The organism is Novosphingobium sp. BL-52-GroH, assembly GCF_044813085.1.
Taxonomy (GTDB): domain Bacteria; phylum Pseudomonadota; class Alphaproteobacteria; order Sphingomonadales; family Sphingomonadaceae; genus Novosphingobium.
This window is the reverse complement of the sequence record NZ_CP171152.1, coordinates 2,754,366-2,775,324: the sequence shown is the minus strand read 5'-3', so window position 1 is coordinate 2,775,324 and position 20,959 is coordinate 2,754,366. Positions and strand designations below refer to the sequence as shown.

Genomic DNA, 20,959 nt, shown 5'->3' with positions numbered 1-20,959 from the left:
AAGTCCCGGACAGGCATTCTGAGGTGGTCCCGCCTTCTTGGACAGTTTGGCGGCTGAGTTAAGCTAATCCCGGTTATCGTTCATGCCGCCTGTTTGATCATCAGATCATGGGGGGCATGCCCCCCATGATCTGATTGTCCGATCCGCCGATAGGCCTCGAGTGGGGTTCTCCCGGCCAGGCTCGAGTGCGGACGCTGGGTGTTGTAATAGGTGATCCACCGGCCCAGGCCAGCCCGCAGTTCGGAGCCCGTCTCAAAGGCGTGGAGATAGACGCACTCGTACTTCAAGGATCGCCAGAGGCGTTCGATGAAGACGTTGTCCATCCACCGGCCTCGGCCATCCATGCTGATGCGGACCTCGGCGTCGCGTAGCACGCTGGTGAACGCGTGCGACGTAAATTGGCTGCCCTGATCGGTATTGAAGATCTCGGGCTTGCCGAAGCGGGTCAGGGCCTCCTCCAGCGCTGCGACACAGAAGCCGGCGTCCATGGTGTTCGACAGCCGCCAGGCCAGTACCTTGCGGGTTGCCCAGTCCATGATCGCTACCAGATACAGAAAGCCGCGCCGCATGGGGATGTAGGTCACGTCGGCACACCACACGTGGTTTGGCCGCTCGATCGCCAGCTTGCGCAGCAAGTAGGGATAGACCCGGTGCTGCGGATGGGGATCGCTGGTGCGCGGCCGCTGGTAGATCGGCGTCAGCCCCATCTTCGCCATCAGCCGCCGTGCCCGACGGCGACCGACCTCATGTCCTGCACGCCGCAGGTGCCGCGCCATCTGGCGGCTGCCGTACCAGGGGCAGTCCAGAAACGTCGCGTCGATCACCGTCATCAGCGCCAGCGTCTCGTCCGTTTCCGGCACCGGGGCGTAGTAATAAGACGAACGACTGATCCGCAGCAGGCGGCATTGCGCAGAGATCGACAAGCGGTGGTGAGCAGGTTCGATCATCGCCCGCCTCCGATCCACGCTCATCGACCGAAGGCTTTCGCTAAAAAATCCCGCTCGACGACCAGTTGCCCGATCTTCGCGTGCAGCTTCTCGAGCTCGCTATCGTTGGCGGTCTTGGCCACATCGCCCGCACCGGAGAACGTGCCGGCCATCCCTTCGATGGCCTGCCGCTTCCAGGATGCGATCATCGTATGGTGCACGCCATGTTTGGCGGCTAACTCCGCCAGCGTCAGGTCACCCCGGATCGCCTCCAGCGCCTCCAGCGCCACCTTCGCCTTGAAATCCGCGCTGTAGCGCTTCCTCGTCGTCTTCATTCCCGTACCAATCCGTCAGGTCGGAATTAGCTTAGCATCCTGCCCAGAAAACCGGCACCACCTCAGAATTTACGCCGGACGTGCGACCAACAGAAAGCGAGGCTGACCTGCTGGCGACGCTTGGCAAGCGCCGTATACCCGCCATAGCCATCCACCTGCAGGATGCCTGCGAAGTCTCCGAGATGGGCGTCGGACCGTTCGGCTTTGCGGTCGGGGGCGTAGACGTAGGCGACCATCGGCGGATCGCTGCCACCCCATGGTCGATCATCGCGGGCGTAGGCCCAGATCTGGCCGGTCTTGGTGCGCCCACGTCCGGGTTCTAGCACCGGCGCCGTCGTCTCGTCGGCAAAGAGGCGCTGCGATCTTCGTAGCTCTTCGAGCGTGCAATCCCGCAGGGGTCTCAGGTACCAGGCTGCTCGGCCGACCCAGTCCGCCAAGGTGGAACGGTCGAGCTTGATGTCTTGGCGGGCGTAGATCTGCGCCTGCCGGTACAGGGGAACATGGTCGGCGTACTTCGACACCAGAACCTGGGCTATCAGTGCCTCGGTCGGAATGCCGCCCTCGACTATCCGGGCCGGTGCCGGCGCCTGGACGACCGCCCCTTCGCAAGAACGGCAGCCGTAGCGTGGACGACGCGTCACGAGGACGCGGAATGTGGTCGGCACGACGTCGAGGCGTTCGGAGACGTCCTCGCCGATCGCATGCAGCGCGCCGCCGCAGCAGGGGCAGGCCTTGTCCTCTACATCTACCACCTGCTCGACCCGCTCGAGGTGGCCAGGAAGCGAGCCGCGGTTGGTCTTGCGCGGCTCATGGCTTTGAGCGAGCTGAGAGACCGCATCGCGGCTCGCGCGTGCTTGACCTAGCGCCGTCTCGACATCCTCCAGGCCAAGCTGGAGCTGGTCAGGATCGAGCTGCTCGGAACGGGGGCCGAAACGGTGGCGCATGAAGGCGTCGATAATCGCCTGTAGCCGCTCGATCTCGGCATCGGCCTCACCTTTGGCGAGGGTCAGCTCAGCGACCTGGGCCTCCTTGGCGACCTGCACCTCGGCAAGCATCCGGGACTGCTCGAGGACCAACGCACGTAGCGTGGCAACGTCCTCGGGTAGGTCGGCTTCGGTGAGCATGAAGGCAGTGAATCAGTAGGCGAAAGCCCCGTCAACCGGCAATCTGCGGCGCCTGCGGCCGGCGCCCACCATGTACGCGGCGCCAGTCCAAACCTTCCAGCAAAGCGCCGAGTTGGGCCGCCGTCACACGCATCACGCCGTCCTGTATCCCAGGCCAACGAAAGCCGCCCTGCTCGAGCTTCTTCGCCATCAGGCACAGACCAGTGCCGTCCCACCAGATCAGCTTGATTCGGTCGCTTCGCTTCGCCCGGAAGACGTAGATGACCCCGGAAAAGGGGTCGCCGCCGTACTCGGCCCCGACGAGTGCAGCCAGAGCATCCGGCCCTTTGCGAAAATCCACTGGCCGCGTTGCGATCATGACGCGGGCGCCAACACCAGGTCCGATCATCGCGTAGCCTTGAGCGCTTCGATCACCGCGGCGATCAGCCCTTTATCGGTACCGCGGGCAATCCTCACCGCCACACCATCTATCTCCAGCTCCACCGCGCTCGGAGACGATCGGCGCTGACGCCGCGGACGCTTGGCAACGGCAGGCACCTCGCTTGGCGGCGACGGTTCTATCACTGCGGGAACGAAGAGAGATGCGGGCGCCGGGGCAACAGGAAGCGCGAACCCTTGGGCTTCCATCTGCTTGCGCAGTTCGCGGCGCCAGGTGAAAAGCTGCGAGGGGATCATGCCGTGCCGCCGAGCAACGGCGCTGACGGACTCTTGGCCGGAATAGCTCTCCGCGACGATCGAGACCTTGAGCTCGGGTGTAAGCGGTAAAAATCCCCCACATTTTCAGATGCTCCGAGGTTGGTAGTTTCGCCGCAATAAATGGCGAGGTTACCAGTGAGTGATGAAACTGATTTCGAAACATGTTTCGAAACGAACGCCCCGGGTCAGGTGCAGCGGCTTGACGTGATCGAAAGCCCGCGGGGCAAGCGGCACTGGACGCCCGAGGCGCGGGCGCAGATCATCGCGGAAAGTCTGGAGCCGGGCGCCAATGTGTCAGCGGTGGCGCGCCGCCACGGGATGTTTCCGCAGCAGTTGTACACATGGCGACGCGGATTGCGGGAGCGCGCAGAGGCGATGACCTTTGTGCCTGCGATGGTCGAGCGCGGAAAGGTTGACGAGTTGTCCAGCGCGGCAGTGCCACCAGTGAGCGGCCAGATCATCGTCGAGGCAAGCGGGCTGTTGATCCGCATTCCGCCCGACGTGAGCGCGGATCACATCGAGCGGGTGTTGTTGGCCGCGCGGGTGAGCGCGTGATCATCCCGCCTGGCCCCCTGAAGGTGCTGGTCGCAACGCAGCCCGTGGACTTCAGGAAAGGGATGGTGGGCCTTGCCTCGCTGGTCGAGCGTGAGCTCAGACTCGATCCCTTCTCAGGCATGCTGTTTATCTTCCGGGCGCGCAGGGCGGACCGGATCAAACTTCTGGTTTGGGACGGCACCGGGCTGGTGCTGGTGACCAAACGCCTGCACGATGGGAAGTTCCGTTGGCCACGCCCGGGCGACGGGGTGATGAAGCTGTCGGCGGCGCAAGCCTCGGCGCTGATCGAGGGGTTGGACTGGTCGCGCGTGCACGTGCCGCGCGTGCCCAAACCGCTTCATGCGCAGTAGGCCGCAAGCCTGATTCTGCTTGGCGCAAGGCTGTTCCTCGCGAGGCAAAATCCGCTAGAATGCAGGCGTGGCGGCGCATCCAGAACTCACTGCAGCGACCGGGCCTGAAGCCGGATACGACGAGCTTCCCGACGACGTCGAGCAGCTCAAGGCGATGCTGCTGGCCGAGCGCGCCCGCGCAGCGCGGCTCGAGCATATCCTCAAGCTGATCAACCGCACGACCTTCGGCAAGCGTTCGGAGAAGCTTCCTGCCGATCAGCTCGCACTGGCGCTGGAAGACCAGGCCGTGGCCCTTGGCGAAGCCCAGGGCCTGCAGGCTAAGACAAACGAAGAAACCGAGCGTCATGGCCTCGTGCCTCGCAAACGCCGGCCCGCCGATACACAGCGCGCATCGCTGCCGGCGCATCTGCCGCGCTTCGAGGTGGTGATCGAACCCGACAGCCTGGAATGCGCCTGTGGCGGCGCGCTGCACAAGATCGGCGAGGACCGTGCGGAACGGCTCGACATCATCCCGGCGCAGCACCGCGTCATGGTCACGATCCGGCCGCGCTATGCATGCCGGTGCTGTACCGATGGCGTACACCAGGCCCCAGCACCGGCGCGCGTAGTGCCGGGCGGCTTGCCGACCGAAGCGCTGATCGCCGATGTTCTCATCAACAAATACTGCGACCACCTTCCACTTTACCGCCAGTCGAAGATCTTCGCGCGGCAAGGCATCGAGGTCAGCCGCGCCACGCTGGCCAACTGGGTTGGCCGGGGCATTGCGGCGCTGCTGCCGATCGTCGACCGGATGCGCGTGGATGCACTTGCACGATCACGGCTGTCCGTAGACGAAACCACCGTCAAGGTGCTCGCACCGGGGACCGGCAAGACCAAAACCGGCTACATGTGGGTCATCGTCTGTGACGACCGGCCCCATGGCGGTGCCGATCCGCCGCTGGCGCTCTACACCTATATGCCCGGCCGCGGGGCCATGTGGGCCAGACAGCTGTTGGGAGCCTACCAGGGCATCCTGCAGGTCGATGCCTGGCAAGCCTACGACCAGTTCGGCAAGGATGACCGCGCCAATGCTGGCGTCTGGAAATCCTACTGCTGGGCGCACCTGCGACGTAAGTTTGTCGACGCGGGCAGTGATGCTCCGATCGCGCAGGATGCGTTGCAGCGCATCGCCAGGATCTACGGCATCGAAAAGGACATCCGTGGTCGCCCGCCCGAGGAACGCCTCGCTGTACGGCAGGAACGGAGCCGTCCGCTGGTCGAGCAGCTCCACGCCTGGTTCACCGCCATCAGCCCCCGCGTCATGGCTGGCTCGGCGACAAGCGACGCGATGAAATATGCGCTGAAACGTTGGGCCGGCTTCAGTCGGTTCCTCGACGACGGGCGGATCGAGCTCGACAACAACTCCGCCGAACGTGCCATCAGGCCAGTGACTCTTCAGAGGAAAAATGCGCTCTTCGCTGGCCACCAGCTCGGAGCCGAAAACTGGGCTGCGATCGCCTCGTTGGTCGAAACCTGCAAGATGCTGGACCTCGAGCCCTACGCCTACCTCTCCGATGTGCTCGCCCGGATCATCAGCCGCTCCGACACCGATCCAATCGACGACCTGCTCCCATACAACTGGGTCAATACAAACGCCGGGCAAACCATGTTCGAAATGAGCAACATCGCCACCGCTGCTTGATCACCGAAATTACATCGCCAAACCTGCCGTGGCGGCTCCACCGCCACGTGGGGGATTTTTACCGCTTACGCTCGGGTGGCCAGTCCCGACGCTTCCCCGCGCCGGTGAAGACCTCGAACCGCTGAACCTCGCTAGTGCCAGCATCGTCACATGACATCGTCATAGCACTAAAGACCTCCGCCTGATCAAAGGCGGTGAAACTCGGCGATGCGCCTCACACCCGCAAGGTGGGGCTCAGGCTTCGCTTACGGTGAACATCCCCTTGGCGAGAAAGGCCTCGTTCTTCTTTGAGCGGTAGGCCGTATCGGCCCAGACGCCTGAGGCCGTGTTGTCCGGGCTGATCAGCACCGGCAGCCTGGCCCCATCATGGGCGTTCGCGGCGCTGGCATCCCAGGTGCGGATCAGGCCGTGAGCCCGGTCGATGCCTATGTGGTTTTTGTAGCAGAACATCGGAATGGCGAGGTCGATCGGCTTGAACGCCTTGGGATCCGCGCCCTCCTTCACCTTGGCCTTGGTGTACTTCACACTCTAGCGGGCATCGCGATCCTTTTGCCGGACCTTCGCGGGCTTGTCCTTCCAGCGCTCGGGGATACGGCCCTCCTTGATCGCGGCCTTCTCCTCCTCGGTGTTACGTTGCTTGGGCGCCGGCACCACGGTGGCATCAATGATCTGTCCGCCCATGGCAAGATAGCCCCGGTCGGTCAGCGCCGCATCGAACCGGGCAAAGAGCTTGTCGATCGCCCTGGCCTTCACCAGGCGTTCCCGAAACAGCCATACCGTTGTCGCATCGGGCACCGTTCCGTCGAGACCCAGGCCCAAGAAGCGTTGGAACGAGAGCCGATCCTTGATCTGGAACTCCGTCCCTTCGTCCGACAGCGAGTAGAGCGCCTGCAGGAGCAGGATCTTGAACATGAGCACCGGGTCGAATGGCGGTCGTCCGCCCTTGCCCCGAGGGCTGCGGCGCAGCGCTCCGACAAGCGGTCCGCGGAAAACCTCGAAGTCCACGACAGCCGCCAAGCGCTCCAGCGGATCGCCCGCCGCGCTCAACGCCTCATATCGGTCCGAAAGATCGAAGAAACCTGGCTGTCCAACCATCGCTGCCTCCGCTGTCGCGTAAGGGCAGTGAATCATTTCATGCCGTTAGACGCCACGAGTTTTTCGAGGTGTCCAATTCACGAGCTTAATAGCCACTACCTGCTCCTTCTGCGCCAGCGCCAATGATATTAAATTAGTTCAACTCTCGACACCATATGGCGCTTGAATTTGGGTTTGATTTTGACACCGCGGCCAGGTGCCCAAAACATAAGAGCCAAAAACAGCGCAGCGAACGGGATGGCATTCCCAATGAACACTGGGGCTAGCAAGCTGTAAACGACCATGACCGCACCAGCCAAACCTAGCCCTATCTTAAGAGACGCATTGTTAACCCTTAATCGGACGTGAGAAAAACACGCCGCATAGGCAATAACACCATAAAATAAGAATCCAAAAACACCAAACATCATAAATACGCCGAGCAGACCGATATCCTGCGGATAGAAGAATCCGACATGGGTGATCGGCTCGTAGGCTTTTGGTCCATTAGGAATACCCAAACCAAAAAGCCAATGCTCAGGTATTAAACGATTTGCGAGATCGATATCTTTCCATCGTGCCCATGCAGACACATCTGCCTTACTTGATAAATCGGTAACAAATCCGTTGAATGGATTATAAGAATGCACAGCAACGACATAAGTCGTAAAAATAAATCCAATTGAAAATATCCCAAAGAAAATAGCACGCGTTAATCGTGCATTTTGGGAAATAGCATAAAATCCAACAAATGCCATTGTAAGCAATGAAATAAATCTTGACCCAGATAGGTAAAGGCAAACCGCAAAAATAATAAAGGTTACGATTGATCTTGCTTGTAGAAAACGAAACAATGAGGCGGTTGCGACGCATGTGCCGAATACCGCAAATGAATTGGAAAGTACCAAACGAAGGCCACGATCTATACCGCCGCCGCTACGCAATACGATCTGCGAATCTTCTCCGGGCACTATTACGCCTACGTAAACACCAAACCAAAGAGCAATATATACCAAGGCATAAACCAGCGAGAGCTTAAAGATAAAGTTCAGCAATGGTTCTGCTTGGCCATTTCGTAAGACCAGGTAAAGGAGAGCAATCATTCCAATGGGAAGATAGTCCCCGCCTGATGCCGGAACGAACGGAAGGCCTGATGCGTTACTGAAAACATAGGCATAGAATGGCACAGCTATCATGATCATTAGCGAAAACAGGGCTACTGCAAGATACTTGCGGGAAAGCGCAATGAAGATGCCATAGGCAGCCATAGCAATTTCAAGGAGCAGACATACCAAGCGCACGATCTCGCCTCCGGGAGCGAGCTCCAAAAAGCGGCTGCCGGACAGCAAGAAGAGCGCAATCGCAGCGCAGGCCAGGAACAGCTCCGAATTGCTTTGAAAAGATGGAGCGACGGGGCGCGTCGTCCTTGGCAAGGCTGGCTTCAATCCTAGAGTCCTTCACGGGCGGTAGCGTGATCGGGCGAAGCCATAGACGGGCTCAGACGGAGACTCAATCGAAGAGCAGGGGGCACGTCGATCGGCAGCCTTGGTCCGCGGCATGAGTCCGCTGCATCGAGCGGTCCCGGATGACCGCCCGCTTCATATCCGATCCTCGGCCCAAATCCTTAATAACGCCTCCTTCCGGTTCATGAATCGGGCAAGCAAAGCTCCGGAATGCGCCCAGCTGCGCTGCTCAACCACGAACCCGCGTGCCTGCGCTCCGAGAGCTTCAAAATCGGGAGCCGTGTCGAGCTGCTCGCGCAGGCATTCTGTCAGCGATTCGGCGTTTCCTTCTTCGAACAGGGTGCCTCCCCCCCCCCGAAGTCACGAGATCCCTGAACACCGCCAGGTCGCTTGCCAGGATCGTGCGCCCGAAGCTCATCGCCATGAGCGCCACCCCGCTTTCGTAGACGCGATGATAGGGCAGGATCACCGCACACGACGCGCGAAAATACAGCGGCATTGCCTCGTCCGCCACATGGCCGATGTCGAGCCGGACACGGGCGTCGAGACCCCGCGCGCGAATGTCTGCACGAAGCTCGGCTTCATCGGCAGGCTTCATCTTGCCCGCGACCACCAGCAGCAAACGCTGGTTATCCTTCAGCGGCTCCATGGCTTCGATCAATAGCGAAAGGCCTTTTTCCCGGCGCGGATTGCCGAAGAACAGCAGCACTAACGGACTTTGCGGCAATCCAAGAACCTCGCGCGCCTGCATCATCGAAGGCATATCCGGGAAACGATCGACATAGTTTCCGTGGGGTACGATCGCAGTCTTTCTGTCCGCCAGCGGCGTCGCCGCGACGAGTGCGCTCCTGGAGAAGGCATTGTGAACGACCAGCCCGCTGGCAAAACGGACGATCGCGCCACGAAACTCCAACCGCGTCTTTGCATCGAGGCGGGCCACGTCGTGAACGATCGCATAAGCACGCATGCCCATGACGCGGGCCATCGCCACGGTCAGGAATTCGAAAACGTCAGATTTGAAAACATGAATCAAGATCGCACTGCTTCCCGCTCCCTTGGCTTTGAAGAGCGCACGCACCAGGCCGATCGCCAGATTGCGAGCACGCTTCAAACGGGAGCCTTGCCCATCTCCGTAAACGTTTTCGAATGAGGGATGCATACGATAGGCAGCTTGCCCTTCCAGACCCGTAGTCGCCACAAACACTTCGATACCATGCCCCTGCTCAACGAGCGCATTGGCCAGATCGTGATCATAATAATGCATCCCGCCATGCATGCCGAGCGGATCAATGATTGCCAGGTGTATCGTCATCCGTTGTTTCGACCTTGTAAAAGGACCTCCCGGGCTCAGGCGGGAAACCTAAAATTCTTATGAGCGCTAGCGGTCGCGCACCGGCTTTCGCAAAGCGGCATCGCTGCGTATGTTGGTCCAGCCCCTCACGTCACGGATCGTCAACCGGCTGCCGGCGACCTCCTCGAACGGGGAAATGTCATCGGGGTCGGCGGGGTTATGAAGTAGCGGCACTGTGGACCCGACCATACCTGAGACGAGAGTGTCACCGCGGTTGCGCAGCAGACGCCGGAAGCTCGTCGACGTGGGGTTGTTGGGCCAGTTGACGTCTCTCATGGTCATTCGGCCACCACGTACATCGACCAGGGGCTGGCGCTGCAGATCGACTTTATCGTTCACGGGTGGAGGCACATTCTTGGCTTGTGCGTCGCTCATGGTTTCAAGGTATATTCCGTCGAAACAAGACGCGATTCCGGAAACATAGACCAGTTCCCGGTCGAAATTATGCATCAGCGTGACATCGCGAAAGCGGCCATCGCCCTGTATAAAAATGAGCCCGATCATGTTGAACTCGGCCTTGCCGGTCACTCGCAGGTCGGTGCCGTGGATCCCATCGGCATTTGCGCCGAAAGACCACCCTACGTCATTGCGGCTCGCCTGCACATCGAACCGAGTAATCTGCGCATCGATGCCCGAAAGACCACAGGCCCGGTGCACCAAAGCCGCTCCGTCGAGCGCGCGGCGCAACGTGCGGCCAAGCTTCAGCGTGTGCCCGCGAACCTCGACGACCGAAAAGAACTCATCTGGGGCCTCGGGAATCTGAACGGTATCGCCGACGCGCGCATCGATCGAACCAGATACCGTCACCTCGCTCCCGCCCGCGCCCCCCGAGCAGGTAGTCCGATAGCGTCGGTGTGAGCAGCGCACGACTGTAAACTCGAACCGACTGCAGTCAGTTACCGTGTCTGCCAGGAACCCGATCGAGGCGAGTTCCGCGCCGTCAATACACCCGCCGCCGCGCATGCTCGACGCGGAGCTGCCGTAAATGGCGCCGATCGTCCCCAATTCCGCTTTCGACGCAGTGCGCACGATGGTTTGGCCAGCTTTGCATCCCACGAGCGTCGATCCCGTCGGCAAACGATAATCAACGCCTGGATAAATTACCAAGGTATTCGAAAAGCAATGAATTCCAACTAGGTCGACAACAAGCCCGCTTTGAACAAAACCGAAGGTGCTGCGATAAGCATCGCTAATCCGTTCGACCCGGGCACAGACGTAATCGTTCAGCGCAGTAATAGCGTCCGCATCGTCTGCGCCACCGCCCTTGGCGCCAAATGCCCCCAGCGTCAACGTCGATCCCTTGGCTACCTCTGCCGATGCCGAAATCGCGCCAGGCGCGACTGCGATTGTTCCCGCCAGTCCCGCAGTGGCGGATGCCTTGAGCAGCGATCTTCTGCGCATGTCGACCATACTTACGACCTCTATTTAACTCAGCGACGGAATTGCCGCTTTCCTGCGGCATTCCGGATCAAAGCACCAAACTGGCAGCGCCCCTCATTGGCCCTCGATTTTACTCCCCATGCCATGGTAGGAACCGGCCACGTACCGCGAAGGGCTCTGCAGGAAGTCGCGAATGCCTTGAACCACTGTCCTGCTGTGTGCCTGGTCTCCCGCCAAAGCCCATTTTACGGCTCTTGCCAGCGAAAGCGCCAGGGCAAGCGGTAGGACGCCGACCCTGTGAGCCCGAATGAGTCTCAGGTATCCGACGGTCATGAAATAAGTTGCCATCACGCTGGGCCGGCCGCGCGTCGAGGTCCCGATCGCGGCCCCTTCCTTGTGGATGACGACCGAATCGGGCGCCCATCCCAGCGCAAAGCCCCCGCGCCTGGCGCGAAGGGCCCAGTCGAGTTCCTCGAAATAGAGGAAGTATCGCTCATCCATTTCGCCCACGCTCCGGATCAGGTCCATAGAGACGAGCATCGAGGCGCCGATCACGTAATCCATCTCCCGCTCGACTTCGTCGGGTGCCGGCAAGGTGCCGCGCTCGCGAAACGCGCCGATCGGAGTGCCGCGTCCCGACACCATGTCGAACCGTCCGCCGCATCCCTGCACAATGTCTTCGGGTTGGTGATAGACGAGAGTCGAGCCGCAAATTCCCACGCGGTCGTCGCGATCGAAGCGGTGGATGAGCGCCGACAGGGAATCCGGTTCAACCAGGGTGTCATTGTTCAACAGCCAAACATGCGTGCAATCGGGATCAGCGAGCGCTTCACGAATTCCGATATTGCAGCCTCCCGCAAAGCCTGTGTTGTCCGGGGAAGCTACAAATTTCAGGTCGAAGGACGCCTGCCCGACACGGCCGAGCGTGATCCATCCTGAGCCATCCGGTTCGCCGGCATCAAACCAGGCATTCAGGTACTGTACGGAGCCGTCAGGTGAGTCGTTGTCGACCAAGACCACCCGGAAGTCGACACCCGTGAGCCCGTGAAGCGATTTCAGGCACTCGATGGTGTCGTCTGCTCGCCCGTAGTTGACCATCGCGATGTAGACGAGTGGAGAAGCCGTCATTGTCACCATCCCCGGATGAGAAGCAGAATAGCCAGGGCCAGACCCGGCAGCGACACGCCGACGAGGCGCCGATCGTGGAACGCCCAGCCGCAAACGATGCAGGTGATGCTCTGCGATATCATCGCGGCGCCGAAATAGCCGGTAGCACTGGGCCAGCGCTGGAAATAGAGAAGCGCCAGGCTCGACACTGCGAGGTCGATCAGGGCCTTGGTCATGATGACGGAACCCAGCCTTCTGACGTTGGCCTCACGCAGGACGATGGGGGTGGACGACGTCAAGGACAGCCAGGCCAGAGCGACGATCGCGTAGGAAATCGTCTGCTGTCCCCCGAGATGGTTCCAGAGCGCCGCGGCCAGCACCATCAGGTTCGAAATCAGCGGAAAGGCGAACGAATAGCGTCCGTAAAGGCGCTCCGTATCCTCCCAGTTGATGCGGACCATAAGCACCGCGTTCACGAAAACGCCGACAATGGCACTCCCGATGCGGTTTGCCAGGAAGAGGACGGTGGCGGAGCCCGCACTCAAGTTCCCTGCCGCGGTGACAAAACCGATCGGCAGGATGGTACTGGTCACCAGCCCCACAACCAGCCCGAGAGCATGGAGAAACTTGTTCCGAGCCGGTTCGGGCGCGTGCTTGTTCTGCGCCGCGTTGTTGACGGGCAGGGGCAGGGCAACGAAGACGACCGCGATCACGAAAGCCACGAGCGACCAAGCTGCAGCGGGTAGCACGGGGGCGAACGCCAGACCTGCGAAGCCGAAATGGAGGGCGCCGGTCGTCAGCGCCATGCCCAGGTTCGGACCCATCGTCACCCCGGCAAGCAACCAGGGCCGGCCCAGGCACGCCTGCCGCACCCCCCTGACGCTGGCGATTCCAAGCGCGATGCTACCGCCTCCGAACAGCAGGACGATCCAGGCGGTCTGGCCCATAGGCAAGGCATGATCCGCGCTGCGCTTGAGCGCCGACACCAGCGAATAGGCCGTGAGAACGATCGCGAATGCCACCACGGCGAAGTAGACGAGTTTCCAGCGATCGAAATTGGGGCGGCCGATCACCATCAGGTAAATCACGCCAAGCACCAGTCCGTTGTATGGCCCGGTGCCCGTCTGCACCGCGATTGCATAGACATCGGATACGCGCAGTCCCAGGAGTGGCAACATGAAAAGGCTTAATGCCGAAACGGCCTGCGAAAGCAGCAGCACGGCAGTGGTGGGGCCGAACCGCAGGACCAGTTTCCCGGCATGGGCGATCAGTCCCGCCACAGCCATTCCTCCGCTTGCATGCGCCCGCTGAGCAGCGGCAGCGTCTCGAGTATCGCCTCGCCGCCCGGATTTTTGAGGAGTGCACCGGCGATAGCCCGGGACAGCGACCGAGCATCGGTCGGGTCGTCAACAATCGTGTGGCCGTGATCTTCGAGCCACTCGCACAAGCCTGTTTCGCGGGTGGTGACGACCGCGCAACCATGGGAAAGCGCCTCGACTATAGGCAGCCCCACTTGTTCTCGCCAGCGCGCCGAGGATATCGAGGGAAGCACCAATACGTTGCTGCGCGACAACCCCTCATGGATGGCCCGGCGCGGCGGATCGATCTGCACGACTACATCGGACCGTCTGTTCGCCCAGGCCTGCACCCGATCGGTCATCGCTCCCTTGCCGATGATCGCGAGCCGCGCGCCCGGAACCGCGCGCACCACTTCCGGCCAAGCCGCCATGAGGTGCGAGACCCCCTTGCGCTCGTCGAACGCGCCGACGAAAATGACCGTACCCGGGACCTTGGCACAATCGCATTGGCTACAGGCCGGTTCGACGGCCGGAAAGATCGCCGTCTCGACCCGTCTGGGAAGCGGACCGAGCAGATCTTCGTAAGCCTGCTTGGCGGCAAGCGTCCCGAATGCCACCCTGTCGTATGAGGCGAAGGCCCACCTCAGGATCCTGCCCAAGGTCAGGCGCAGCAAGGGAGTTGGCAGCCTGCTATGACTGGACAGTTTCAGGGCCATGTCGATGTTCTCGATCGCATAGGTCACGAAACGAGGCCGCCTTCCACCGCGCAGAAGCCGCAGCTTTCCTCCGATGAGACTTGCCACCATCAGCGGAAGGGCGCGCAGGAAGAAAGGCTCGTTCAATTCCACCCAGCGGCCGTCGCTCTCAAACACCCGCCACGCAGCCCCCCGTGCCGAGACTTGAATAGCCCCAACCTCCTGGGCCGCGCGACGATCGAAATCATAGCTGGCCTTCCGGTACAGGAGCCGGGCCGGCACGGCTTCGTGCCCGGCCCGCTCCAGATGGGCCGTGCGCGCCTCGTCGTAGATCTTAAGCCCTGAAGTGGAACTCGAGCCGGCGGTATGTTTCATGCTTACCTTAGCGAACTATCGTCCGGAAGTGGACGTGACTGCGTTCACGGCGCCACTGACGTGAATCAGAAATCCTAACAGAAGGCATGCGCAAGGACTGGGAAAAGCAAGGAAAAGCGCCAAGCCTCGCCCAGGCTACAACCGGAACGGCCCGGTAGGGCAAGCCGTAACGCCTCTTTATGTGCATATTTGCTTAAGTGTAAACTCTGAAAATGCCGCAATGCACAATAGCATCTCGGCAATCCGTAACGGATTTCTGCGCCTCCCGATCGGCGCTTCCGGATCGACGTCGGCGGACTCCAGCGCCCTGACCTCATTCGACCATGATGGCCCGCACTTCACCCGATCCCCGCGATGCCATGATCGTCATTTCCTGGCTTGCGCAGTCTCGCGCAGGGATACGGATCGCACCGGATGAGTTCGTAAGATCAACGTTGACAAAACCTTGCGGCGCCCCGCTGGCGGAAAAGCAGGTCAACCGCAACGACGGCCGGCGCTCGCCCCCACCGAAGCCCCTTGCCATGTCCAGGCGTGTCTTATGCTCACCAGCCCCGAGGACGGTATAGCGCTTAGCGATTTCCGCCCGTATGGGCTCGGAATTGGTATAGCTCAGCGAGGTGGCACCGCCATCCTCGCGTAACTCGACATCGAGGCCCGCCTGTTCCGGCAATCGCCAGTCGAAAGGCCCCGGCTTTCCATCCGAGAGCCGGAATACGAAATCCCGTGGCCCGATCACCGGCCGCTTCGCGCAAGCTGCTCCCCAGAGCGCAACGGCGGACTGCGCTTTGCCAGTGCGGACCATCTGCCCGACCCTCAGCGAAATCCTGTCGCACTCGAAATAGGCATGCCGTCTGGCCAGCGTTGCTGCAACGGCCGTCAAAGTGTCGGTAGGAAAGATATCTCCAGCCCAGGAGAGGAAATCGGTACCCCAGTAGCGTTCATGATCGATGATCCCGCCGGTAAACGCCGTCAGCGCGGATGGATTTGCCAGCACCGTGGCAGTGAGGTCCGTGAGCCATGGGCCTCGTTCTCCCTGCCGCCAAAGAGCCAGCAGGCGCTGGGCCGCAACCTGCCAATCGCCGGCCTGTATCGCTGACAGAATGACGACACGCTGGGTCGAGCGATCGCGCCAGCCCCGCTGAGCCGCTAGTTCGACGGCAGGCAATGCCGCGTCGAGGTCGCCGGTGGCGATCAGGCCATCGGCATACAGCGACAGCGATTCCGCAGGCACCGGCCGACGTTCCACCAAGGCGCGCGCGAAGCTCGCGGCTGCGGCGTAATTACCGCCGCGATAGGCTTCGCGCGCCAATGTCTCCAGAGCGTACCCGCGGAACGGCTGCGGCACCAAGGCAGCCACTGCCGGGTCCTTGCGAGCCTGTCGGTCCAGTTCGAAACCTGCGGCGAGGATCGCAGCGACGAGGAACAGCGCAACCCACGCGAACTCAACAAACAGCGCCCAGGGATACGCACGCACGCTCCTAGTCCTCCTTCGATCCGTAGCTGTAGTAGTTGTAGGCATAGTATTCGTAATCGTTGTCGCCCGCCTTCGGATCGAAGCGGTTGAGCACGACGCCCAGAATGTTCGCCTTGATGAGTGCTAGGCGACGAAGCGCCGACTTCACTGCCCCGCGATGGAAACCGGAGGCATCGATCACGAACAGGACGCCGTCGGAATAATTGGCGAGAACAGCGGCGTCCGACAGGCCCAGAAGCGGCGGACAGTCGAGTACGACCAAGTCGTAACGGCTGCGGGCTTCGGCAATCACGCTCGCCAATCCTTCGCCGGCCAGAATGAGCGCGGGGTCAGGCGGGATCGGCAAGGCGGAGATATAGTTCAGTGTTGGCACGTCCGAGGGCTGCACTACCTCGTCGAAAGTCTTCTGGCCGGTCAGCACATCGGTAAGGCCGGAGTTACCCGTGCTGCCCATGGCGTGGTGAAGCGTGGGTCGACGAAGATCGGTGTCGACCAGCAGGACGTTCTTGCCGAGCGTCGCCACGTCCCTGGCGATCGTGCGAGCCGTCGTCGATTTGCCTTCGGCCTCGCGGGAACTGGTGATTGCCATGACCTGCGGAAGGCCGGTCGCCGTCGAATAACGTAAGTTGGTGACGAGCGAGCGATAGGCTTCGCTCACGCCAGAGCGACGATCTGCGATCTTCTCGCCGAGATCGCCGTCCTTCATCATCGGAATGAGGCCGAGCAGCGGCATGCCGAGCTTGCGCTCGACATCCTGCGGCGTGCGGATCGCATCGTCGAAAATTTCCCGCAGGAAGACCGCAACGGCCGCGATGACGAGCCCGAGCACGAAAGATAGCAAAAGGTTGATGAAGAGCTTGGGGGAATCCGGCGAGCGGGGAACTTCCGCCCGGTCGACAAGCGTGATGTTGTTCGACGCCGCGCCGGCGGTCGCACTGATCTGATTATAACGCGACAGCAACGATTCGTAGAGAGCCCGGTTCGTATCCGCGACACGCTTGAGCACGGAATACTGGACACCGCGATCCTGCTCGTCGAGTGCCTCATTGCGCAGCTTATTCACGCGTTCGGTCAGCGATTTTTCGCGCTCGAGAGTCGACTGATAGTCGATGTACGCGGATTTCTTAATCGAATTGGCGAGAGTGGTGATGCGGCGGTCGAGTTCGGCAAGTTCCGCTCGCTTGGCCTTGACGGTGGAATATCCATCTAGGTGACGCGCGGACTCTTCAGCGAGCGCCGCTTCGGCCGTTGCCTTCTGCGCCAGTAGCTGCTGGATCGCGGCGTTGGCGGTGACTTCCGGAACCGACAAAGGTGGCTGGTTCGCTAGCGTCTGCCAACGATCCTCGGCAGCGATGCGATCGGCGGCCGCCCGTGAGGCTGCATCGTTCAACTGCACGAGCGTATTGTTTGTGACCGACAGCGCGGATTCCTGCCGTCCCGTCTCGCTCTGACTGGTCACCCGGATCAGCCCAGCGGCGCGCGCGTACTGGTTGAGGTCGCGCTCGGACTGGGTGAGATTGGCGCGGGCCTCGGAGAGTTGGTCGGACAGGAACCTGCGCGCGTAGGCGGAACTCTGGTACTTCTGGTTCAGATTGTACTCGATATACCGATCCGCATAGAGGTTCGCCAGCCGGGCCGTGAGCTCGGGATTGCGGCTCACGAGCGTCATGGTCGCAATGCGGCTGTTGGAGGGCAGCTCTACCTTGAGGCTCTTAATAAGGAGGTTGATGGCCTCTTCCTCGCGCGCCTCTTCCAGTTTGCGGCCGCGCAACTCGCCGGCCGCGGGGATTTCACCACCCAATGCCTTGAAAAATTCTGCGTCGCGGTCGAAGCGACCGCTCTGAACAACGCGACGTGCGAGCGACCGGCTTTGCACGATCCCCAGCTGCGTCTGCAGAAAGCGGTCCGTGTCCCAGGTCGCACCGACTTTCTGCAGTTCGCTGCCTTCGATGATCTGGTCGGCCTGGTCCTCGATGAGGACTTGCGCGCTGGCCTTATACTTGGGCGTAATCAACATCGTGGCAACGACACCGGCAAAAAGCGTGCCCGCTACGATTGCCGCAATCAAGGCGATGTTGCGGCGGACGATCAGGATGAGAGACTTGAAGAAAAGGGCGAGATTCAGTCCCTCTTCTTCACCTTCGACATATTCGCCGTAACCATCTCTGTCGAAAACTTTATTTTGCAAGTTCTTTTCCGCCATCTTGTTGCAACGTCTAGGCTGAATATCAACCGGGAGTGCAGCCCACCGACCTGGCGTTACAGCCAGTGTCAACCTGCCGACTGCCTTGCATGTCGGCAAGTATGCAAGCCGACTTACTTTTCCCTACGCTTAACCACTTTTTTCACTTCCCGCTCACCTGCCCCCGGAGATCGCGCGATCAGGAGCCCCAGCATCAGTCCGGCAACGCATAGCAGCGTTTGACTGCGCAGGGGATAGTCCAAAATCGACTGCAAGGCGAACAATACGAAGACCGCGGCTGGCGCCATGCCGCTGCCCCCCCGGCGGACAACGCGAACAATCACGGCGATCAAGCCGACGAACCATGCGGCGACCAGCAGCATGCCGGCCACGCCGGACTCAAGTGCGATTTCTAGATAATCGTTGTGCGCGCGCGCGGCACGCCCAGGACTGATGTTCTCGAGCGATTCATCGACCTGGAAAACCTCGTCGAACGTGCCCACGCCGCTACCCACGGGCCAGAACCGCGCGATGGCGCCGGTCGCATCCTCCCAAATGGCGGGTCGCGCATCCTTGAGGTCGTCGAACCTAGAAATGCTACGCTGGATACGCGCATTGTCGGCGACGAGAAGCCCCCCGGCACCCGCCAGAAGCGCCGCGCCGACCGACAGGATGGTGACGCTCCGGCGCGAAAGTCCGATCGCCTTGCGCAAGTGCCACAGACGCACCGCCAGGAAGATCGCCGGGACGCCCACCAGAACTATCCCTGACCGCGATCGCGTGAGAAACAGGCCGATGGCAAGCAGTAAGCCCACCACACCTCCAAAGAGCAACCAGGTCAATCTCGGATACCGATCGGGAATGAGCCCCACCAGCGCGCAGAGGGCGATGTCGATGAACAGCCCCGCAGAATTGTGGTTGGCGAACGTTCCGTGGAGGTCTTGCGAGCCATAAGTCTCGGCGAAGAGAACAAATTGCCGGTTGCCCATCGCCAGTTGTTGGGCTCCGAGCATCACCACGAACGCACCGCACACGACGACGAGTAGGAGCAGCGAGCGCCGTTCTTTTCCCGCGAGGTTCCACGTAAGGACGAGGATCGCCAGAGCCGGCAGCAGGGCCATTACAGCGACGATCGTGCGACGCACGTTCAGCGAGAACGGCATCCAATCCTGCTCCTTGCCCAGCAATGCCAACGCCCCGGCAGCAAGGTCCCGGCCCGGCAGGTGCTGCCAAATGCCGGGAGGAAGCGGTATGGTCTGCATCAGAGGCAGCAGCACGGTGACGCCGACGAGCGCGGCCCACATCCTCGGTGCATGCGCAAAGAAACCGACAACGGTGCGTCGATTGAAAGCCAGGGCGGCACAAGCAGCCAGTTGCACGACCAGATTAGAGAGACCAGCACCGGACCCGCCGCCACCGAACATCACCGCAATCAGGAACAGCAGCATCGCCTGATAGGGCAAGCCATCGGGAAGAACCCCACGCCTTAAGAACGCACCGCCCATCGCCAGTCGATCCGACAGAAAATTACCCCCCAGAATCAGGCGAGCAAACAGATAATAAAAGGCTCTGCCCCCGATAACCCGGCGGCAGAGCCCCAAAAGAAGTATTTAGATATTAGGAACCGTTCGACTTGTCGTCCTTGGTCGCCTCGTAGATGCCGTAACCGGCAGCGCCGGCGCCGACGACTGCGAGCACGATGATGGCCGAATCAGCCTTCTGCTTGCCCTTGACAGCCATCGACTGACGCGCACCAAGACCGGAAACGTTCGCGATCTTGCCAGTCGCCGCCGAAGCGGTCGTGCCAGCCTGGGCCGCAACCGGAGCGGCGAGCACGCCAGCGGCCGCAACCGAAAGCATGATGTTCTTGAGCTTCATGTAGCCTCCTTAAACCTGTTTCGATGGACTCACTTGTCCGATGCGGTATACCGCACCGCACAATGAAACGCAAAATGAATTACGCACATGCGCTTAGACGTGCTGCAAGCGCGATGATCTCCTTGTTTGCGTTTGCCCTGCTGACACCCGCTGCGCAGGCCGCCACTTCCGAACCCTGGCCGATTACCTTGCGCACCCAGATCCAGCGTCTGGCGACGGTCGGCTACCGACTGGACCTGGCGGCCGCGCATCTGTGTACGGAGCAAGCTGCCGGAACCGGCCTCGCCCTCGACTACATCCAGGCCTACCCCGCCGGCGACCGGCCGGCGGTCGCGCAATTGCTCGGGCTCGGCGACGTGCCGCAGATTGCCGCCGTTGTTCCGGATGGCCCGGCCGAAAAGGCCGGCATTCGCGTGGGCGACGACCTGCTCTCGATCGACGGAGAACAGGTCACCGGAATCATTTCCGCATCCAGCGACCCCGCCCTTCTGTCAGACGAGCTGGAACAACGGATGGCGAGCCGACCCGCAAGCTCGCCCATCCTGCTCGGCCTGCGCCGCGGCGGAGAACCGCTGGAGGTAAAACTCGTGCCGACGGCCACCTGCCCGGCCCGGTTCGTCCTCAAGACCGGCGAAGGCATCACCGCCGTCAGTGACGGCGTCAATGTCGCGGTTTCGAGTAAACTCATCACGTTCTCGCGAAACGACGACGAAGTTGCGCTGATTGCCGGCCACGAACTCGGCCATGTGCTGCATCGCGACGGAACTGCTCGCAGCCTGGGCGAGCGCCGCAGCATGGAAGATCGTGCCGACCTGCTGGGCGCCCGATTGGCCGCCTGTGCAGGGTACGATCCGGAACTCGGGCTGCAGTTCTGGCTTCGCCGTGACAGCCAGGACTGGCTTCGTCTGTTTCGCGACCCCACCCACCGTTCGCGCAAGGCGCGTGTCGAGTTGATGCGCAAGGACCTCGCCAATATCACCTGCCCGGTCGAACCGTTATCGACGCACGGTTAGAC

General features: G+C 61.3%; 16 protein-coding genes and 3 pseudogenes. 4 read left to right on the top strand and 15 right to left on the bottom strand.

The genetic code is table 11. The features are described from left to right. Nucleotides 1-80 precede the first annotated feature (80 nt). The 4 genes and pseudogenes from ACFFDA_RS26135 to tnpA (ACFFDA_RS26120) all read right to left on the bottom strand — a co-directional run. A protein-coding gene (locus ACFFDA_RS26135; RefSeq protein ID WP_404480184.1) for an IS3 family transposase occupies nucleotides 81-1,261 on the bottom strand; the annotation gives its coding sequence in 2 pieces (ribosomal slippage) (nucleotides 81-988 and nucleotides 988-1,261; 1,182 coding nt in all). 65 nt (nucleotides 1,262-1,326) lie between these two features. Next, nucleotides 1,327-2,385: pseudogene (tnpC, locus tag ACFFDA_RS26130) on the bottom strand (IS66 family transposase); the annotation flags it as partial. 31 nt (nucleotides 2,386-2,416) lie between these two features. Then, the gene (gene tnpB, locus ACFFDA_RS26125) at nucleotides 2,417-2,743 is read right to left on the bottom strand and encodes an IS66 family insertion sequence element accessory protein TnpB (protein WP_404476432.1); all 327 of its coding nucleotides are present in this window, start codon (nucleotides 2,741-2,743) and stop codon (nucleotides 2,417-2,419) included. Nucleotides 2,744-2,769: 26 nt separating this feature from the next. Beyond that, nucleotides 2,770-3,129 (bottom strand): annotated as a pseudogene (tnpA, locus tag ACFFDA_RS26120) (IS66-like element accessory protein TnpA); the annotation flags it as partial. Between the two features lie 156 nt (nucleotides 3,130-3,285). Here tnpA (ACFFDA_RS26120) and tnpA (ACFFDA_RS26115) point away from each other — a divergent pair. From tnpA (ACFFDA_RS26115) to tnpC (ACFFDA_RS26105), 3 genes are all read left to right on the top strand, one after another. Beyond that, on the top strand, nucleotides 3,286-3,636 hold the full coding sequence (gene tnpA / locus ACFFDA_RS26115; protein WP_404477676.1) for an IS66-like element accessory protein TnpA: 351 nt from the start codon (nucleotides 3,286-3,288) through the stop codon (nucleotides 3,634-3,636). Further along, nucleotides 3,633-3,986, top strand: a complete 354-nt coding sequence (gene tnpB / locus ACFFDA_RS26110; protein WP_011608149.1) for an IS66 family insertion sequence element accessory protein TnpB — start codon at nucleotides 3,633-3,635, stop codon at nucleotides 3,984-3,986. The genes tnpA (ACFFDA_RS26115) and tnpB (ACFFDA_RS26110) overlap by 4 nt, the downstream gene beginning before the upstream one ends. 154 nt (nucleotides 3,987-4,140) lie before the next feature. Continuing rightward, nucleotides 4,141-5,667, top strand: coding sequence for an IS66 family transposase (gene tnpC / locus ACFFDA_RS26105; RefSeq protein WP_404478319.1), 1,527 nt, complete (start codon nucleotides 4,141-4,143; stop codon nucleotides 5,665-5,667). A 249-nt stretch (nucleotides 5,668-5,916) separates the two neighbouring features. On the opposite strand, the pseudogene ACFFDA_RS26100 reads toward tnpC (ACFFDA_RS26105), so the two are convergent. The 11 genes and pseudogenes from ACFFDA_RS26100 to ACFFDA_RS26050 all read right to left on the bottom strand — a co-directional run. Further along, nucleotides 5,917-6,762: pseudogene (locus tag ACFFDA_RS26100) on the bottom strand (IS5 family transposase); the annotation flags it as partial. A gap of 128 nt (nucleotides 6,763-6,890) precedes the next feature. Next, nucleotides 6,891-8,186 carry an O-antigen ligase family protein gene (locus ACFFDA_RS26095; RefSeq protein WP_404480183.1) on the bottom strand — a complete coding sequence of 432 codons (1,296 nt, stop codon included), beginning with the start codon at nucleotides 8,184-8,186 and terminating at the stop codon, nucleotides 6,891-6,893. A 283-nt stretch (nucleotides 8,187-8,469) separates the two neighbouring features. Next, complete coding sequence (locus ACFFDA_RS26090; RefSeq protein ID WP_404480182.1) at nucleotides 8,470-9,516, bottom strand: glycosyltransferase family 4 protein; 1,047 nt, start codon at nucleotides 9,514-9,516, stop codon at nucleotides 8,470-8,472. A gap of 66 nt (nucleotides 9,517-9,582) precedes the next feature. Beyond that, nucleotides 9,583-10,965, bottom strand: coding sequence for a hypothetical protein (locus tag ACFFDA_RS26085; RefSeq protein WP_404480181.1), 1,383 nt, complete (start codon nucleotides 10,963-10,965; stop codon nucleotides 9,583-9,585). Between the two features lie 84 nt (nucleotides 10,966-11,049). Further along, nucleotides 11,050-12,063, bottom strand: coding sequence for a glycosyltransferase family 2 protein (locus ACFFDA_RS26080; protein ID WP_404480180.1), 1,014 nt, complete (start codon nucleotides 12,061-12,063; stop codon nucleotides 11,050-11,052). A gap of 2 nt (nucleotides 12,064-12,065) precedes the next feature. Next, the gene (locus ACFFDA_RS26075) at nucleotides 12,066-13,322 is read right to left on the bottom strand and encodes a hypothetical protein (RefSeq protein WP_404480179.1); all 1,257 of its coding nucleotides are present in this window, start codon (nucleotides 13,320-13,322) and stop codon (nucleotides 12,066-12,068) included. Next, nucleotides 13,310-14,410, bottom strand: a complete 1,101-nt coding sequence (locus tag ACFFDA_RS26070) for a glycosyltransferase family 4 protein (RefSeq protein ID WP_404480178.1) — start codon at nucleotides 14,408-14,410, stop codon at nucleotides 13,310-13,312. The genes ACFFDA_RS26075 and ACFFDA_RS26070 overlap by 13 nt, the downstream gene beginning before the upstream one ends. A gap of 313 nt (nucleotides 14,411-14,723) precedes the next feature. Beyond that, nucleotides 14,724-15,884, bottom strand: coding sequence for a hypothetical protein (locus ACFFDA_RS26065; protein ID WP_404480177.1), 1,161 nt, complete (start codon nucleotides 15,882-15,884; stop codon nucleotides 14,724-14,726). A gap of 4 nt (nucleotides 15,885-15,888) precedes the next feature. Beyond that, nucleotides 15,889-18,087 carry a GumC family protein gene (locus tag ACFFDA_RS26060; protein WP_404480176.1) on the bottom strand — a complete coding sequence of 733 codons (2,199 nt, stop codon included), beginning with the start codon at nucleotides 18,085-18,087 and terminating at the stop codon, nucleotides 15,889-15,891. A 113-nt stretch (nucleotides 18,088-18,200) separates the two neighbouring features. Next, complete coding sequence (locus tag ACFFDA_RS26055) at nucleotides 18,201-19,571, bottom strand: O-antigen ligase family protein (protein ID WP_404480175.1); 1,371 nt, start codon at nucleotides 19,569-19,571, stop codon at nucleotides 18,201-18,203. A gap of 112 nt (nucleotides 19,572-19,683) precedes the next feature. Further along, on the bottom strand, nucleotides 19,684-19,944 hold the full coding sequence (locus tag ACFFDA_RS26050) for a hypothetical protein (RefSeq protein ID WP_404480174.1): 261 nt from the start codon (nucleotides 19,942-19,944) through the stop codon (nucleotides 19,684-19,686). Nucleotides 19,945-20,018: 74 nt separating this feature from the next. Here ACFFDA_RS26050 and ACFFDA_RS26045 point away from each other — a divergent pair, with 74 nt between their 5' ends. Next, nucleotides 20,019-20,957, top strand: a complete 939-nt coding sequence (locus ACFFDA_RS26045) for a PDZ domain-containing protein (RefSeq protein ID WP_404480173.1) — start codon at nucleotides 20,019-20,021, stop codon at nucleotides 20,955-20,957. Nucleotides 20,958-20,959 lie beyond the last annotated feature (2 nt).

Bases quoted from the DNA above. Each gene is read 5' to 3' on its own strand.
- tnpB (WP_404476432.1), bottom strand. From the start codon at position 2,743: ATGATCGCAACGCGGCCAGTGGATTTTCGCAAAGGGCCGGATGCTCTG.
- tnpC (WP_404478319.1), top strand. From the start codon at position 4,141: ATGCTGCTGGCCGAGCGCGCCCGCGCAGCGCGGCTCGAGCATATCCTC.
- ACFFDA_RS26090 (WP_404480182.1), bottom strand. From the start codon at position 9,516: ATGACGATACACCTGGCAATCATTGATCCGCTCGGCATGCATGGCGGG.
- ACFFDA_RS26085 (WP_404480181.1), bottom strand. From the start codon at position 10,965: ATGGTCGACATGCGCAGAAGATCGCTGCTCAAGGCATCCGCCACTGCG.
- ACFFDA_RS26080 (WP_404480180.1), bottom strand. From the start codon at position 12,063: ATGACGGCTTCTCCACTCGTCTACATCGCGATGGTCAACTACGGGCGA.
- ACFFDA_RS26070 (WP_404480178.1), bottom strand. From the start codon at position 14,410: ATGAAACATACCGCCGGCTCGAGTTCCACTTCAGGGCTTAAGATCTAC.
- ACFFDA_RS26060 (WP_404480176.1), bottom strand. From the start codon at position 18,087: ATGGCGGAAAAGAACTTGCAAAATAAAGTTTTCGACAGAGATGGTTAC.
- ACFFDA_RS26055 (WP_404480175.1), bottom strand. From the start codon at position 19,571: ATGGGCGGTGCGTTCTTAAGGCGTGGGGTTCTTCCCGATGGCTTGCCC.
- ACFFDA_RS26050 (WP_404480174.1), bottom strand. From the start codon at position 19,944: ATGAAGCTCAAGAACATCATGCTTTCGGTTGCGGCCGCTGGCGTGCTC.
- ACFFDA_RS26045 (WP_404480173.1), top strand. From the start codon at position 20,019: ATGAATTACGCACATGCGCTTAGACGTGCTGCAAGCGCGATGATCTCC.